Raw genomic sequence first — 16778 nt, forward strand, 5'->3', positions numbered from 1 at the left:
TTATTTTTTAAGGGCCGCGCTTTTCCCGATCGGGGATCTTTTCTCATAATTATTCCATATCAGCAGTCCTGTAAGTATTACCAAAAGCCCTCCACCTATCATTTCGATTTCATATATAAGGTTTTCCCTGAAGGTCTCCATAACGGGCGCTGCCGAAAGCACTATGCCGATCATTGTAATAGCCAGCACCATATTGGCAATCGCTATAGCTTTTCCATTGTCCCTCGTCATTTCATAAGGCCTATTCTCATTGGGCCTTTCCCTTCTCAGTTTAATATAAGAACCAAATAGAAGGACATAGGGGAAGAGCTGTGTCAGGGCGGTCATAGTCACAAGTACGTTGTATATGGCATCTACCGATGGCAGAAGGTTCGTTCCAAGGAGTATCGCCGTTACCAGGATTGCCTGGAATATTACGGCATTTGCAGGAATATTGTAAGCATTTACTTTGGTAAAGTACTCCGGAAAAATTCCCTTTTGGACGCTTCCGAACAACATCTTAATGGGAGAAGCTATATAAAGTATTATTGCACCGAGTATTGAAAAGGATATAGAAACAGCAATAATTTGTATGAACCAAGGCCCGATACCGAGCTTTGATGCAACTGCTGCAAGGGCTTCCAGCACACCCCTTGAAGCTGTTATCTGGCTCGTCGGCAAAATTGACGTAATGGCTATCGAACCGAGAACATATAAGCCCCCTACGATCATAGCCGCGAGCATAATCGCCCTGGGGAATGTATTTTTTGCATCCTCAACTTCGGTTATAAAGTTGGCGGTAGTTTCGGCCCCGCTGAGAGCAAACATAATCGACGATATTGCTACAAGAGAGTCCATATTAAGCTTGGGCATAAGTGTTGATACCGTATAAGTGGAAGCCGGAGGATTTTTGAATATTACAACAGAAATAAATGCCATTAAAATAAGCAGCACGGAGGGTATTGTAGAACCCAGAGCCCCAATATTGGTAAATATCTTACCGAAGCTCATGCCCCTTACACTGATGAGAGATAATATCCAGAAGGTCACAAGCGAGAGTATTAATACGAACATCTTATCGCTTGCAAGTTCGGGTTTGCCCAGGGCGAAAGATACGTTGACTGTAAAGAAGGTTAAAAACGAAGAATACCAGAATATTTTGGCAGTCCAGTTAAGCCATGATACCATAAATCCCCACTTTTCGCCGTAAGCTTCTTTAACCCACTCGTAAAGCCCACCGTCTCTCGGATACGTGGCCGCCAGTTCTGCGCAGATGAGGGCACTGGGCACGAAGAAGATGAAAGAAAATAAAACCCATACCGGTATGGCCCCAAGCCCCAAACCGAAGCTGTCCGCAGTAGACTTCGCTATCCATCTTATTCCGTACAAGGCGGAAACATTCATGAAGACCAAGTCCCATAAGCCGATCTTGTTTTTCATCCAATCATCCTTTCTGTTTTATGGTTCCTGGGATAATTAAATATGCCAGTTTGTTTAAAAAAAAAAATCAGCCATAAATCTGTGAACGACCACCACCTCGGGTCCGAATTTATTGTTTGTTATTATATCATAGAAAAAATTTTAGTTCAATAAAAATATTTTTGTTATACTGCAATTTTTATAGGTTAATAAAAATAATTAAAAAGGGATAAGCGCTAAAGCTCCTTTAGAGCTTTGCGCTTATCCCCTACTTATTAATTATCCCTTCTCCCTGATCATCACTTTCTCTCAAAAGCTGATCTTAATTGGGGGGTTGCCGGACAGGTCAGATATAATCACTTCACTGGGTTCAATATAAAAGACCTCAAAGATAGGATTATCTGCAGATTTATATATGGCTTTTATTCCTTCGTTTTTTTCAATAATTTTTCTTTTAACATCCAAATCCTTTGTAAAAATAACCCTACCGGACAGTCTGACCGTCACCATATCCTTTGATGTACTGGTAAATTCTGCAAAAGGATTCTTTTGCAATTGTCTAAAAACGTCTTTGGTGTTGGATGTACAGAAATAAAATTTCCCGTTTTCTTCAAATTGGAACTGCCAGGGCCTTACGCGTGGTTTCCCGTCGTCCACAGTGGCAAAGGCACCATTGGGATTTTCGTTTAAAAATTTAATTACTTCTTCCGTCTTCATCTTGAACCCTCCACCATTTAATATTTGATATATTTCATGCAATTCAATTTAATGATATTCTAAAAAATCGTTTTGAACAAGTACGTTATAATGTAAAGCGGCAAATGGAACTGCAGAACGGAGCCAAGCAGTACAATGAAATTTAAAAAGCAGTTGAGAGAACTTGAACGAAACGGTTTTGAGGGATTAAAAATCGCTCCCGGGCTTGAGCGCGCCAACCACTAGTTTAACCTTACCCGATATCTTATCCACATCGAGCGAATCTGTTAAATCGACGGAAAATTTGACGTTGCTCAGATTTTTTCTGGTGAGGAAGGCATTGACCTGTTCTCGCGCTTTTTCAGTAAGACTCTCTCCGTTGGTCCCCGGTTCGGGAACTATCCTGAGGCGGAACGATATCTCATTGACCTGAACAAACTGGAACTCCTTGATACCCGGAACGTTAAGGTCATCAATAAAGAGGGGATGGAGGAAATCCCATTTCCCCGCGGGATTTCTGAACCACATCATGTCTTCGCTCCTGCCGAGAACCTTGTCGATACGCGTATACGGTAAGGGACCCACCGGACCTCTGGTAAAACCCAGCACAACGTCGTTGAGGCGGTAACGTATCAGGGGAAAAACCTCGTTATAAAGTACAGTTACTATGAGCCTACCAAATTCATCTACCTCGCAGTAGTTCATGTCATCGAAAAGGTAGATGCCGTCGTACCAGCTGGCACCTGCCCCGAGAGCTAGTGACTCGGTACATGCGTAATAGTCTATAATATCGCAGCCGAAGACCTCTTGAAAATAGCGCGCTCTTTCCACGGTGATAGGTTCTCCTCCGGTGATCACCTTCTTCGGACGTATATGTATGCTTCCCTTGGCCTGCATGTCTGCCACGATTTGTATACACGAAGGATAACCTGCAAGGTAATTTGGATCAAACTCTTGAATCTTTTCGGGCCAGGATTCTAGGGGATCCTGGACGTTCAGAATCAGGCTCTTCGCGTTGTATTTCTTTATCCCATTTAATGCCAGAGTTGTGCTGGCATATCCCCTCCCCACGGAAGCCACGAACAGCACACGGACAGGAAAATCCCATAGTCTTATCTTTGCCTTACCTCCCAGGCTCAACCTGACCATGTTTGCTACAACCTGCGTGATGGCTGAATCGTTGTAGAGGAAATTGCAAGGCTTTCCCGTGCTCCCCGAAGTGTGCACAAGAGTGTAACGGCCTAGTCTTACTATGAGCCTGCTGTCATGGGCATCTTGCTCTCCGCGCTGCTTTTCAACCTGGGACCTCAAGCCGGCAGGCAGGTGCTTCACTGTACAGATATCTTCGAAGTTGGCGCGCACGACATCTTTGTTGATTATAGGGAGGTCTGACGGCTCCAGATAAGCGAGATCCTTTTCTGTAATACCTACACTCCGGTAAAGCTCGCGGTAAAACCTGCTATTATAAAATGCGTGTTCAACGACTCTACGGAACCTTGCCTTAGCGTAGCTTTCGATTTTCTCCCTGGGCCACTTGTTGTGCCACAAGAGCTTAAGTCCCACATAGGCAAGGTTTAACATGTTATTTGTCCTCCTCTGATATATATGAATATGGCTCGCTACCACAATCTTAGCGTATCTACCGTATATCTTCAAGATTTGCAGAAGTATACGCTTTATCACTCAGTATCAAAACGTGCCAGCTGGTCCCGGGTGAATTCTAACTTCGGAGTCCGGAGCCTTTCCCCGAAGTTGATGGAATACCAGGGGTTTCCTTTGCCGTTCGCCGGGTTTTTGAGAATGTGAATATCCTGGGCCGGCATGTAACTTTGGGTTATCTGCAGATCCTCCACCGGCACTTTTTTCAATTCCTTTGACAGCGAAAGCGTGCCTGCGTAAGCAAAGACAGTATCCAGGTATTTTCTAAAGCTTTCGTAATCGTTGGAGTAATCCGCCTGTTTTACCCAGTACACATTATCCCCTTCAACTTTAATCCTGTACCCCTTCATCCATGTGGTATAATCGGCCATGAAGCCGTTGGTAAAGTTGAAGTGGATCTTATCATACTCTCCTTTCCGGTAAAGGTGCTCCGACCTGAGCCTTATCACGGCGTCGGCACACTGCTGCAGGTTCCTGTCTCCTTGTCAATATCAAGAACTGCCACATGGACATTCCGGAGCTTCGGAAGGCCGTTATAATACTTTACCTTCGAGCCGTGAGGCTTTAAGGGCAGGTTCCTCAAATATTCACCGAAAGAACCTTCGGGCACTTCAACCCTTTCAAAGCCCTCAGGAACCCTTATCCTCTACTGAACGGTCCTTCCGCTTTCATTTATCAAATAAACCGTCTCATTTTTCGCCGGGTTGAAAGACGTATTACCGGAACAGGCCGTTAAAAGAATCGCCATCAGGAGGATGATTATCTTTTTCATAAAACCCCACCTTTTACCAGCGTTATTTAGGTGGGTTACTATACACCATCAATATTTTTTGAGAAGTTTGTTTAACTTTAGGATTATTCTGGTATAATTAAAATGAAATTCGATTATAGGTGATTCAATTGAAAAGGAATCTTGACGGTATAATAACGCAAATTGAAGAATTAAAAAAATATCTCGGGCAAAATAAAAATATTTTGGCATTATATATATTTGGATCTTACGGTACCGGTCATGAACGCACTACCAGCGATATTGACCTGGCAATATTATTCAGAAACAGCCCTTCACTTTTTGAAGAGCTGGAAATTGAATCCGGCATCAGCCAGATTTTCAAGCGCGACGACATTGATTTGGTCAACTTAAACAAAGCCCCGATAGATATCTGTCATCAGGTATTACATACAGGAGAGCTTTTATACTGTACTGATGAAATAGCCCTTGCAGACTTTAAGGAGAGAGTTTTTAATATCTACGGGGATTATGGAATTACATTAAAAAAATTTTATGATGATTTTATGAAAGGATTGAGAGATAAATATGTATGAAATTGATAAAAAAAGGGTTCTAGATAAAATTAGGGTAATTGAAAACAGCCTGTCAAAATTAAAAACACTCTCCCGGCTTCCTTTAGATGAATTTATATCTGATTTCAGATACTTTGATTCCGCAAAATATAATCTTCAAACTGCTATCGAGGCTATGATAGACATAGGTAACCATGTTATATCTCGAAGGGGACTTGGAATTCCAAAAACTTACGCCGATACTTTTGAAATTCTATACAAAAGTGGAATAATAGCAAAAAATGACGCTGATATATATAAGCTAATGGCCAAATTCCGAAATCGTATCGTTCACTTCTATGATGAAGTTGACGATAAAGAGGTTTACGGCATATTGCAAAACAATCTTGGAGATTTTGATTCATTTATCCAGCAAATAAGTAAATTGCTTTAACTTTAACCCGCCGCACCAAAAACCGCCTCTACATAGTTCCGTCATATCCGCTAAGTTTTATAGTCTTTCCCCTCTCCGGCCACACTACTTTACAAAATCCCTCAAACCGCGCGAAAAATTCCCCGTCCTGTGTATGCACCGGGATGAGCACTTCCGGCTTTATTGTCTCCACCATCTCCTCTATTCCCGGGCCGTGGATGTGCCCGCTGGCGTGAAAGCCCGATTTTTCCCGGTCCCTACCTAACGTTCCGTAAAGTTCAAAACCAAAATAATCAATCCAGTTTTTTATCCGCTGGTGGTCTATCAGCATTTCTTCGTCGTACGCCTCACTGGAGGAGTATATGTAGGTCCCGCCTTCCGGCTGGATGTCAAGAAATGCGTGGAAGTCGTAATAGGAAAAGCAGAGTATGTAGCTTCCGGCGTCTTTTTTTATGTCTTCCGCTGTTACCATCTTTGTAGGGTCGAACCGGTCGAGGAGGGCATCCTCCCACTTTTTTCTCTGGGCCTTTGGCCGCAGGTAAAGCACTATGCGTTCGTCTTCGTTCGGGTCGGGAACACCGTCCTCTCCCGCCGCATCCAGAGCTTCCAGCAGGTATATGTCCTTGGCGGTCAATACCAGGCGGCGGCCGGTGTTTCCGGCTATGTCGAGGAATGAAAGCAGGCGCTCTACGTTGCGCGGACCGAAGTCAGCAACAACGAGGCCCCCTGCTTTAGCCACCACGTCGAAACAGTTAGCAGCCACTTCCCCTTCCGTCACGGGCTTTTGCGTCCCCGGATGGGTACCTTCACAGATGAGGGCAAGAGGCTTTAGTTTTGCGGCTTCTTGGAAAAACCACCGGGTAAGGCCGGCGTTTTTACCGTGAAGCCTGAGGTCGCCGGTGTAGATAATCCAGCCGGCGGAAGTCTTTATACCGAAGGCTCCAGCTCCGGGGATGGAGTGGTCCACCGGCCAGAAGCGCACGGTAAGGCCGCCGATTTCAGACTCCCCGCCGCAGGCTTCAAGGGCGCAGCATTGCAGCGCTCGGGAGTTATCGACTCTCTCCCAGAAACCGCAGGCTCTTTCCGGAATAGCCTCTATTCCCATTATGCGGTAGCGGCGCTGCCTGAAGGGGGTTGTCTTGTAGTGCCCGGTCTGCAGAAGGCCGTCCTTTAATTCCCGGGGCGTTGTATAGCATATTTCCTGCAAGCGGTTGCCCCCTCCCGTATCTTGAAGGGCTTTGCATATAAGGGCGCTGGTCAGCCCGGTTATTACGGGCACCTCTTCCCGGATGTATGAAAAGTGGCCGCAGTGGTCGAAGTGGGCGTGTGAGAGGAATACGCCCGTAACTTCGTTTTTCCGGTACAGTGGGTGCGATGAGAATCTATCCCATACGCCCGGGTATTCCAGGTCTGTCCGGTACAGGCTCCTTAGCGGCGGCAGGATGCCGAGGCATAGGAGGTCATAAAAGCCGAACGTACTTCTCGGCCCGAGGAATTCGTCGAAGAACATGCCCTCGGCTTTGAAGTTGGTGCCGAAATCCAAAAAAAGCGACGCTTTGCCGTCTTCCAGCAGTATCTTGTTGCCGCCGATGCAGTCGGCGCCGTCGTAAAAGGTGAGGGAAACGGCCATGGGTATCACCGCCTTTCATTTACCTATACCTATTAATAACTTGCCCTTTCTTCCGGGCCGCAGCTCAATCTAAGCTTTATACTCTTCCCAGCCATTTAAATCCGAAATGTTAATTTCACCCCGCCGCACACTATACCCTATGTAGAAGAAATTATTGCAATAAGTTTCAATATCACCTGAGGGATTAAACCATTTATATATAAGCCCAACGTTTATCAATTACGACAAAGAAAAAAAGTATAGGTTTAATTAGAAGGATTTGTTTATTATCTGACAACCTAGAATTTACTTCTTTGGAAGCTAGCTGAAACTTATCAAAAAGGCTTCGCAAAGTACAGCTATCAATATTTTCCAACAAATGAAACCAATTTCCGGTTGTATTTTCTTTGACCAGTTTTTCAATGTCTTTCGTAATATGTTCTTGCGGAGGATTTTTAGCTTTAAATTCAACCCTTACTTGTTCGACAAACTTATTTTCAAAAGTATATAAAGTCAAATCGGTTTGAGCGCTTATATCCTTTTGCCCGGTGAAATTGTAGAGTTCCTTTGTTGGGGTTTCTACAGAATAAAAGTATTTAGTAGATCTCTCTATGACAGAAGCAAAAGCAAACCGGGCTTCCTATTCACTTATTCTGATTACACCATTACTTAAAGGTGGAAAAATAAGTCTAGAAAAAGTGAGCGGTAGACTTTCAGACGAAAAATTTGGTATTGTCCATAGCAGCCTGCACGTTTCCTTGTTAATTTCGACAAGGTCTTTAATTAACATTAATCAGGTCACCTTTGAATTGAATAAATTATTATAGTTAAATCGGACTTAACAGACTTTTTTCTTAGGATGCTAACTTTATGTCATTCCGAAATTTCATTTTTAGAACATTGAAAGATTTAAACTCAATTTTTACTCCTGATTTACTTTCTTGAAAATACAACCCAGTCTCCAAGGGCGATTTTCTCTACCCTCCAGCCAACCTTCAACCAATAATTCGCGTGTGAATGCCCTCCATTTGCCCACCATGCCGCGTGTTTATAAGCCGATGGAGGAAGAGTCCTATTTATAATCCTCTCAATTTCTTTAAAAGTCAATCTTATCGAATCTCCAGTAATTCTCTTCAGATAAGCTGACAACTCTTCATAACCACCGCTGCGAACAGATGCGCTTTTGATATTATTGCATTTATCTTTTGTAATTTTAACCCCCATACCTATTTCATTTAAAACCCTATTATTACTTCTTATATTTTTACCTGATTGGGAATTCCATTGGGGATGAAACTTTTCTATAAGTTCTTTTTCAATCTCAAAACGCTCTTTTGTCTCCAGAAAATAAAGTTTTACTGACTTTCCCTGCTTAATCTCATTTAGTATAAAATTGTTGACTTTACAGTTCGTTGGCTGTCCACCTTTAAAGCAGTTGCGTGGAGAGATATTGCCGTAACCCATATTAAATCGTTTGCTTAGATCTACACATTCACCTACATAAACCAGTTGCTCATCTGAAAAAATACAATAAACCCCTTCTTTCTTAGCCCAGAAAGTAGGAATTTTGAACCTGCAAAACGGCCCCTTACCGTATTCATTTAATTGGACAAATTCCTTCTTCTTATATAAATCCTGCGGATAGTACTCAATAATGTTCCCATTATCATCGGTTTCAGGAATTATGTCACAAACATACTCAAATTTATATTGATGTATATAAAATATATTAACATCCATGATAAGGTCATCCCCTAATATTTACTTCTCAATTTAACTCATATAATTTATCAAAATCCTAAAAGTTTTTCTTTGTCTGGTATTTGTATCCCCCATCTTTCTTCCATAAACTTAAGAAGTTTAATCCCCCTATCCTTTATCTCTTTCTCGGTCCATTCATTGTATCGTGCAACTTCTATTTCCGAGTGAGAACCGTTGCAATAACCTATGTAATTATTGTTTCTATCTTCATGTTCTTTTTTGAAATCAAAACCTTTGTTTTGAAGTTGGGAATTCTTTAATTGCGAAATCAATAATAAATTCCCAAGAGAATTTACAAAGACCTTCCTTTGTTCTGGTGAAAATTTACCGAACCTTACTTGCCAGTATTTATCGCTGTCATCCTGAGGATAAATATGTTCTATTGTATCTCTTTTATCTTTTTCTTTTATTATTTCCCAAATAACTTTACACGGCCCATTAGCTTTTTCTTGCAAATATAACTCGTATTCATACAAAAAATAACGCAAAGCATTCCAACTGTAAAAACCTTCTGCTTTTTTAAATTGTTCATCTATATAATCATAAAATCTTTTTATATCATACCACCCTCCGCTGTCAACATCGTTCGTTAATGAATTTATGTCATTAATTACTGTTTTAATATCCCAGGAATCTGTATAAAAGTCATGAGCTACGCGGTAAAAGTGGCTATTTTGTGTATTCGATGGCCTTCTGGAAATCGAAAATACCAGGAATATAAACCTTTCACAGGTTTTTAGTAATTCTAATAACAACTCAGATTGAACTTTTTTTACGATAGCTGCCATAATAAGCGGTTTAAAAGCTCCAAAACCCAGTCTTTGAAGTTTTTGAAGCCATTCAATAATATCTTTGTTAAAAATTGAATTTGAATGTGCGGGGTTAAACATATAAAACCAAGCTTTGACGCTCTCAGCAAGACTATCGATATAATCTTTTATTTCTTTAAAACCTACATTAGTTTGTGCATTTGGGTTTAATACATTTTTGGCAATAAAATATTTATCCAAAAGAAACTTTGCATAAGCTTCAGATTCTCCTCTTTCATATTTAAAATACATTATCCAGTGGTTTTCAAGAAACTCATCATCATCTAGCGGATTATCTTTATTCTTGCCTAAATATTCATAAATTGTTTTCCAAACCTCATTTATTTCCCTGCGAAGTTTATTTTGAATATCCTCATTTTCTGGAATAAGGGTAGACAAATATATAAGTCTATTTTTAAGCAGTTCAAGTTTTGATAAAGGCTTACCTCTATTGTTCATAGTCTCAAAAGTTATAAATACATCTAAATCATCATCTATTTCATATAAGTTAAATTTTAACCCATTCACTACTTTTTTGAATAATATTTCAATATTTTTTTCATCCATATTTCTTATTTTCTCTATAAAAAAATCCTTTGCTCTTTTTAAATTTGCAGTATAAAGCGTTTCCTTAGCAACGCTATGTGCAGTAATAGACTTTTGATCAAGTATTTCGGTCTTAAAAAATTCATCCGAAGGATTATCTTTCTCATAACCAAAAATATATGATTTATATTTATCTCCAGCTTCTTGATACAAATATTTAGCTTTATGATTTTTGACAAGCTCATAGTTAAGCAAATCTTCATCTTTAAATTTAGATAAAATAACATGCAATAAAATAATTATAGTTGTCAACCTCTGCTGCCCGTCAATTACATAATATGCCTAAAAACCTTTATCAAAAAGCCAAAGATCGTCCTTCCATCTTTCATTGTTTTCAACTTCTTTCCTATTAACTTCCTCTATAGTCAATAAGCCCGTGTAATGAGATCTCCCTTCTTTAAGATTTTCTAAATCTTCCCAGAAATCTTCTAACTGTTTTTCTTGCCATGCATAACCTCTCTGATAGTCAGGTATTCTGAAAAAGCGATTATTAAATATTTCTGAAAGCGTTAGCAATTCTCTGTTAGCCATCATAATACCCCCTCGTATAATATGTTTTAGAAATTATCGCAGAACCGTTTTAGGTTCTTGATAATCAGGTGTGCCTTTGCGAAAATTAATTTGGGTTGGTCTGGGGTCACTCTTATCACCTCCTGTAGCCCGGTAAAACCGGTGACTACTTGAAAAAGAGTGAGACCCTTGCGGTGCGGCACAGATTTCTTACGCGTGAGCTGAGCCAGCAGGTCTTCCGGCTCATGAGGTCAGCAGACCAGGGGTGCACCCCCGGATGCCCTGTCAAGCTCTTATCGCCCGCGAGGTTGTTAGGTGCTGCACCCGCAGGGCACGCCCCTAATCCTGGCCAACTCAAGGAGGGATATTCGTTGGCTCAGGTTATCTTCGCAGGCATCGATGTCAGCGCTCCTAAGCTGGACCTCGTCTGCATCGATGATCAGGGAAATCAGCTTTCTTCCTCTAGATCTTTCCCTAATAATCTCGAGGGTGCCGCTAATTTAGTTAAAACCCTTGAGTCGTTCGCTAATAAGTTTAACGTTAGCAAATTTAATATAGGCCTGGAAGCTACTTCAGTTTATGGTATCCACCTTCGCACTTTCCTCTCGGACGCCCCTCAGTTAAAGCCTTATTCGGTCCAGGTCTATGAGATAAACCCTTCTCTCGTAGCCGGCTTTAAAAAGGCATTCGGCTCTAAACTTCCTAAAACTGACGCCGTTGACGCTTATATAATCGCAGAAGGGCTGCGTTTCGGACATCTTATGCCTTACAGCCATGAGGCTTCTGTTACGGAACCATTGCGCCAGCTCACTAGGCTTAGAGTGCACCTTGTCGATCTCTTGGTGGAGGAGAAAAATCGAGCTTTGAATCTCCTTTTCTTGAGGTTTTCTAACTATAAACAGGACAACCCTTTCAGCAAGGCTTCAATGGAAGTCTTGAAAGATTTCACGCCTGATGAGATAGCGCAAATGTCCGTAGAAGAGCCGGCAGAGTTTATCCAGGCCCACGGAAAAAACAGATTCACCAATGCCGAAGAAGTTGCTAATGCTTTAAAGAAAGCAGCAAGGCGTGCTTACCGCTTAAGCTCCAAAATGCAGGAGGCTTGTGAGATAGCTCTTTCCCTTACTCTTCAAAACATTGAGCACCTCAAAAGGCAGCTTAAAAACCTTGATAAGGTCATTTCTCGATAGCTTAAAGCTATACCTCAAACCCTCACTAAGGTTAAGGATTTAGGCGATGTGTCGGCTGCAGGCATAATCGCTGAAATAGGCGATATCAAGCGTTTTAAGAATGAAGCTTCCCTTGTTCAGTATGCCGGCCTTACCTGGACCCGTTATCAGTCGGGCGATTTTGATGCTGAAGAGCGTCGTTTGACTAAGAGCGGGAATAAATACCTCCGCTATTACTTGGTCATGGCCGCTAACTCGTTGCGGGTGCACAACGAGGAGTATAGAGCCTATTACCAGACCAAGTATCAGGAGGTACAAAAGCACCAGCATAAAAGAGCGCTGGTATTGACTGCCCGCAAACTGGTTAAGCTGGTCTTTGCGCTGCTGAGCAAAGGTCAAATCTATAAAGGGATGGTGATGCGTTAATTTAGTTTCACAACTTATTAAGCTTCTTGTAACCAACTTTTTCCATCTAAGTTGGGTATGGATATTATTGCCTTTTTTCGCCTGTGTAATTTTATTTTCCATTTTTAGGGTATTGACATATTACCGTGAGTCTTTTTCAATAAGCTTTTTCTACAAAGCCGGCTTTGTTACAAAATACTCTTCATGGCTTAGCGTAATTTGGATTATAAATAAAATATCTCAATGTTGATTTGCCAGGTTGGTCACAAAGTTGTAGGTTAACCGGTCGTCACCGGTAACAAAAATGTGGGGTTTCGCACTTGAGGTATCCCTTTGAATCCGCGAAAACAGCCGTGTTACGAAAATGTATTCCTCACCGAATTAAAAAAGGTTCTAAAAATGAGTTTCTACACCAAAATAAAAATTCCTTTTTTACTCAATATGTTCGGACTTAACTGTGCAGGAAAACAGTTTATTTTAGAGAACTATTACTATTAGTCAGCTCAAATGTAAAATTTAAAAGAAGAGTTGCTGGAGGAAAGGCAGATGGGTGAGGTATTAAATTCTAATGAGATTTTGATAAACCGCATTAATACGATGCTGAAAAATAAAAAACGCAGTACCGTTAATATAATTAATGATAAGCTTACCCTCTCCGTATTTGCCGAACTGCAGACAAACATGGAAAAGGTAAAAGAGATAAATTTAGTTTTAAGAGACTCATCGTATATTCCTACTGGAAGGGAAATTTCCAGGGAGTTTGAGATTGGCAGGATTGTTGATGACATATTTTTTAACTCTTATGAAATAGTTGAAAAAAATAAGCTGGGGCATCTAAGTAAAGCCCGCAGTATGTATAACTTTATTGAAAAACACGTAAATGTAAAAAAGATTAAAAGAAAAGATTTAGTAAAAAGCAACTTAATATTAATAGATGAAGATTATGCGGTATTTGGAGATTCTTCTTTAGAAATTGTTCGCAAAACGAGAAAAAATAGCCTTTTGCCTCTGAACTTTAATGTCGAAATCACTGACCCTGAGCAGTTAAAAAATTTTAAAAAAAGCTTTGAGCTCCTTTGGAATAATAAAGATTATACCGAAGATTTTAAAGAACAGCTTCTGGAAAACCTTAATTTCATCTATAAGGAATATGATCCAGAATTCCTCTACTTTTTTACCCTCTATGAACTTTTTGGAAATCAGTTGGATTCTGATATAGAACGATTTGAAAACGACCGTATTGGATTTAAGGATACGGAGATTTGGAAAAGTCTCTTTCGCTTTCAAAAAGACGCAGTGGTTTCTGCCATCCGTAAAATTGAAAAATATAACGGATGCATTATTGCTGATAGCGTAGGACTTGGAAAGACTTTTGAAGCACTGGCTATAATTAAATATTACGAGTTACGTCAGCATAAAGTTTTAGTCTTAACACCGGCAAAGCTGTTTGATAACTGGGATTCATTTAGAAATTCTTATGTTGATAACCGTTTTGCTAAAGACCGCTTTGCTTATGATATTATTTGCCACACCGATTTGACTCGCCGTTTTGGGCGCTCCCGCAGCGGCCTTGATTTATCCAGAATAAACTGGGGGAACTACGATTTAGTTGTTATCGATGAATCCCATAACTTCAGAAACCGCAACGATAGCCCCGAAAGACTTTCCCGATACGGAAGGTTAATAAATGAAATTATCAAAAAAGGGGTTAAAACTAAAGTTTTAATGCTAACAGCCACACCGGTAAATAATTCCCTGAATGACTTAAAAAATCAGCTAAGCACAATTACCATTGATAATGATGAAGCCTTTAAAGAAGAGGGTATTCCCAGCATTGAAGGAGTATTAAGAAAAGCACAAAAGGTAATAAACGAATGGAGTAGGGAACCGAATAGAAATAAAAATGACCTATTAGACAGACTCCCCTCAGAGTTTTTTAAACTTCTTGAATTAGTTACAATTTCAAGAAGTCGTAAGCATATTACTATGTATTACGGCAACGATGAAATAGGCAAATTTCCAGAAAAGCTTCCACCCAAAACCTATAAACCGGGAATTGATAGCCAAGGAGAATTGCTAGAATTTTACGATACCAATGAAAAACTCGATATGCTGACCCTTGCGGTTTACCAACCCATGAAATACATAAGGCCGGAATACAAACAACATTATGTAGAAAAATTTCAAACGGTTCAAGGGGACAAAGTATTATTTAACCATGAGGAAAGAGAATATTTCGTGTCTGTATTGCACCGGTTTAATTTATTTAAAAGATTAGAAAGCTCCGTATATGCTTTTGGAGAAACTTTACGACGCCTTCTTCAGAGGATTAATAGATATATAGAGATGCTTGAAAAAAGCGGTGAGACATTAGAAGTGGAACCGGATGAGTCCGGCGAAGACGAAGAATTGTTATTGGATTACAAGTATGAAATAAATGTAAATCATCTGATAAAGGGTCTATATCTCGAAGACCTTTATTACGATAAGGAAAAAATAGAAGAATTATTAAAAAGCGTCGATACTGTTTTAAAAGAACGGCGTGATGAAAAGTTAAAAACCTTATTGGACTTTTTAAATGAAAAAGTAACCAAAACACCCTATAATCCCGGCAATAAAAAAGTGTTAATTTTTACAGCTTTTGCCGACACAGCATATTACCTTTATGATGCCATTGCACCAGAAATAAAAAAGTACGGAATAAATACCGCCCTCGTAACGGGAACGGGAGAGCCTAAAACGACCCTGGATATACGCAAAGAATTTAATACCATACTATCTCATTTTTCACCTCGTTCAAAATTAGGAAGGGACCTGACGGAAGATGAACAAATAGATATTCTTATTGCTACAGACTGCATTTCCGAAGGTCAAAACCTTCAGGATGCCGACTGCGTGGTAAACTACGACATTCAATGGAACCCCGTAATTTTAATCCAGCGCTTTGGCCGTATTGACCGTCTGGGAAGCAAAAATGAGCGGATAGCCATGATAAACTTTTTCCCGAACTTAGAACTAAATGAATATCTACGTTTAGAATACCGAGTCAAACAAAAGATGCTGGCAGTAAATTTAACTGCAACCGGAGAAGACGATATATTGAATCCGGATTTAAACGATTTTGATTTTCGCAAAAAACAATTAGAAAGGCTGCAGCAGGAAGTAGTTGATATCGATGAGTTATCTGACAATATCTCCCTAACAGACTTAAATATGAACGATTATTTACACGAATTATCCATGTATGTCCGAAATCATCCTGAAATAAAAAAGATACCAAGAGGAATTTATTCCCTGGTTAGGGGTGAAAAGCCGGGATGCATCTTTTGTTTCAGACATCTTGAAGATAATACCAAACCTAAAAGTACCAGTTCTCTTTACCCATATTACTTAATTTATGTTGCAAATTACGGCGAAATATATTTTGGGAACAGTAGTTCACGAGAGACTTTAATGCAATTTCGGAAGCTTTCCTACGGAAAAAATAAGCCAAATACCGAACTAATTGAATTGTTTAACCAGCAAACAAAAAATGCAACCGATATGAGTTTTTATTCAAATCTTTTGAATAAAGCAATCAACAGCATTAAAGGTGAAGAAGAAAGAAAAGCCGAAAGCAGTATCTTCGACTTTGGCGGCTACAAAAATGAATTTGCCCACACAAATGCTGATGACTTTGAGTTAGTATCTTTTCTTGTGGTGATGTAAATGCTTGGGGTCCCCGAAAGATATAAGATTGGTAAAAATTTTGATAAAAAAACCTTTTTATCCGGGGAACTAACAAAGCAAGAAAAACGAAAATTTAAAGAAGAAGTTAAAGAAATAACCTTAACCCACCAGATAATAGGCGAAGAAATTCCATCTTTAATAAACAGTGACTATAACTATCAAGCTATTCTTTTTTTTGATATAAAAGTTGACGATTTAAAATACTCATCCTTTATCGGCGAGATTTTACAAAAGATCGTTAAACCTCCTGCAGTATTACGGTTTCTTGATAATAAAGGTAACTACCTCTACTGTTTTGCTTCCAAAAGATTAAATAAAATCGACTCGCAGCAAGTTGTTGTGGATGATATAATTTTTACCCAGAAGAGTTCTTCATTTTTTCCTGATGAAAATGTAAAATTGCTTAAACAACATTTAGCTTTTTCCAAAATATTAAACACTACCAACAAACTTACTTTTTACACTGAAATTATAACTAAAGCTTATCTTATCACATATAAACACTTGTGGGCAGGAGCTTTAAAGGCATTAGAAACCAGAATCTTTTACGACATTGAAAAAATGAATGAAATTAGGATGCTTCTTAAGAAAATCATAAATCTCCAAAACCAGCTTAATAAAGCGGTTATATTAGCAGAGAAGGCTAGTCTTAATTCAGAAATAAAAAATATTCTTTTAAGGCTAAATGAAATAGCCGCTATTTAGGAGGG

Annotated in this window: 10 protein-coding genes and 3 pseudogenes; 5 read left to right on the forward strand and 8 right to left on the reverse strand. The window is 39.8% G+C overall.

Annotated features, from left to right (window positions below; genetic code table 11):
* From TOCE_RS09730 to TOCE_RS12955, 4 genes and pseudogenes are all read right to left on the reverse strand, one after another.
* The gene (locus TOCE_RS09730) at positions 1-1419 is read right to left on the reverse strand and encodes an APC family permease (protein ID WP_013276683.1); all 1419 of its coding nucleotides are present in this window, start codon (positions 1417-1419) and stop codon (positions 1-3) included.
* 288 nt (positions 1420-1707) lie between these two features.
* The gene (locus TOCE_RS09735; RefSeq protein ID WP_013276684.1) at positions 1708-2115 is read right to left on the reverse strand and encodes a pyridoxamine 5'-phosphate oxidase family protein; all 408 of its coding nucleotides are present in this window, start codon (positions 2113-2115) and stop codon (positions 1708-1710) included.
* A 186-nt stretch (positions 2116-2301) separates the two neighbouring features.
* Positions 2302-3426, reverse strand: a complete 1125-nt coding sequence (locus TOCE_RS09740; RefSeq protein ID WP_223156816.1) for an AMP-binding protein — start codon at positions 3424-3426, stop codon at positions 2302-2304.
* A 347-nt stretch (positions 3427-3773) separates the two neighbouring features.
* Positions 3774-4525: pseudogene (locus tag TOCE_RS12955) on the reverse strand (DUF4846 domain-containing protein).
* A 119-nt stretch (positions 4526-4644) separates the two neighbouring features.
* Between TOCE_RS12955 and mntA the strand changes: the two are divergent.
* Together mntA and hepT are read left to right on the forward strand one after the other, a co-directional pair.
* Positions 4645-5079 carry a type VII toxin-antitoxin system MntA family adenylyltransferase antitoxin gene (gene mntA / locus TOCE_RS09750; RefSeq protein ID WP_425358466.1) on the forward strand — a complete coding sequence of 145 codons (435 nt, stop codon included), beginning with the start codon at positions 4645-4647 and terminating at the stop codon, positions 5077-5079.
* Positions 5072-5491 (forward strand): type VII toxin-antitoxin system HepT family RNase toxin, encoded by a 420-nt coding sequence (hepT, locus tag TOCE_RS09755; protein ID WP_013276687.1) that lies wholly within the window; start codon positions 5072-5074, stop codon positions 5489-5491. The genes mntA and hepT overlap by 8 nt, the downstream gene beginning before the upstream one ends.
* Positions 5492-5519: 28 nt before the next feature.
* Here the strand turns inward: hepT and TOCE_RS09760 are convergent, their stop codons facing one another.
* The 4 genes and pseudogenes from TOCE_RS09760 to TOCE_RS12685 form a co-directional block, all read right to left on the reverse strand.
* Positions 5520-7100, reverse strand: coding sequence for an MBL fold metallo-hydrolase (locus tag TOCE_RS09760; protein WP_013276688.1), 1581 nt, complete (start codon positions 7098-7100; stop codon positions 5520-5522).
* A 912-nt stretch (positions 7101-8012) separates the two neighbouring features.
* Entirely contained in the window at positions 8013-8819 is an 807-nt protein-coding gene (locus tag TOCE_RS11745; protein WP_013276689.1) for a GIY-YIG nuclease family protein, read from the reverse strand.
* Between the two features lie 50 nt (positions 8820-8869).
* Positions 8870-9901 (reverse strand): HNH endonuclease family protein, encoded by a 1032-nt coding sequence (locus TOCE_RS12680; protein WP_342606911.1) that lies wholly within the window; start codon positions 9899-9901, stop codon positions 8870-8872.
* A 165-nt stretch (positions 9902-10066) separates the two neighbouring features.
* Positions 10067-10789 (reverse strand): annotated as a pseudogene (locus tag TOCE_RS12685) (DUF262 domain-containing protein); the annotation flags it as partial.
* A 347-nt stretch (positions 10790-11136) separates the two neighbouring features.
* On the opposite strand from TOCE_RS12685, the pseudogene TOCE_RS09780 reads away from it, so the two are divergent.
* The 3 genes and pseudogenes from TOCE_RS09780 to TOCE_RS09790 all read left to right on the forward strand — a co-directional run bounded on the left by TOCE_RS09780 (position 11137) and on the right by TOCE_RS09790 (position 16773).
* A pseudogene (locus TOCE_RS09780) lies at positions 11137-12360 on the forward strand (IS110 family RNA-guided transposase).
* Positions 12361-12885: 525 nt separating this feature from the next.
* Positions 12886-16047 (forward strand): helicase-related protein, encoded by a 3162-nt coding sequence (locus tag TOCE_RS09785; protein ID WP_013276692.1) that lies wholly within the window; start codon positions 12886-12888, stop codon positions 16045-16047.
* Positions 16048-16773: a DUF4391 domain-containing protein gene (locus TOCE_RS09790; RefSeq protein WP_013276693.1), complete on the forward strand. Its 726-nt coding sequence runs from the start codon at positions 16048-16050 to the stop codon at positions 16771-16773.
* The last annotated feature ends 5 nt before the right edge of the window (positions 16774-16778 follow it).

The organism is Thermosediminibacter oceani DSM 16646 (assembly GCF_000144645.1).
Classification (GTDB): domain Bacteria; phylum Bacillota; class Thermosediminibacteria; order Thermosediminibacterales; family Thermosediminibacteraceae; genus Thermosediminibacter; species Thermosediminibacter oceani.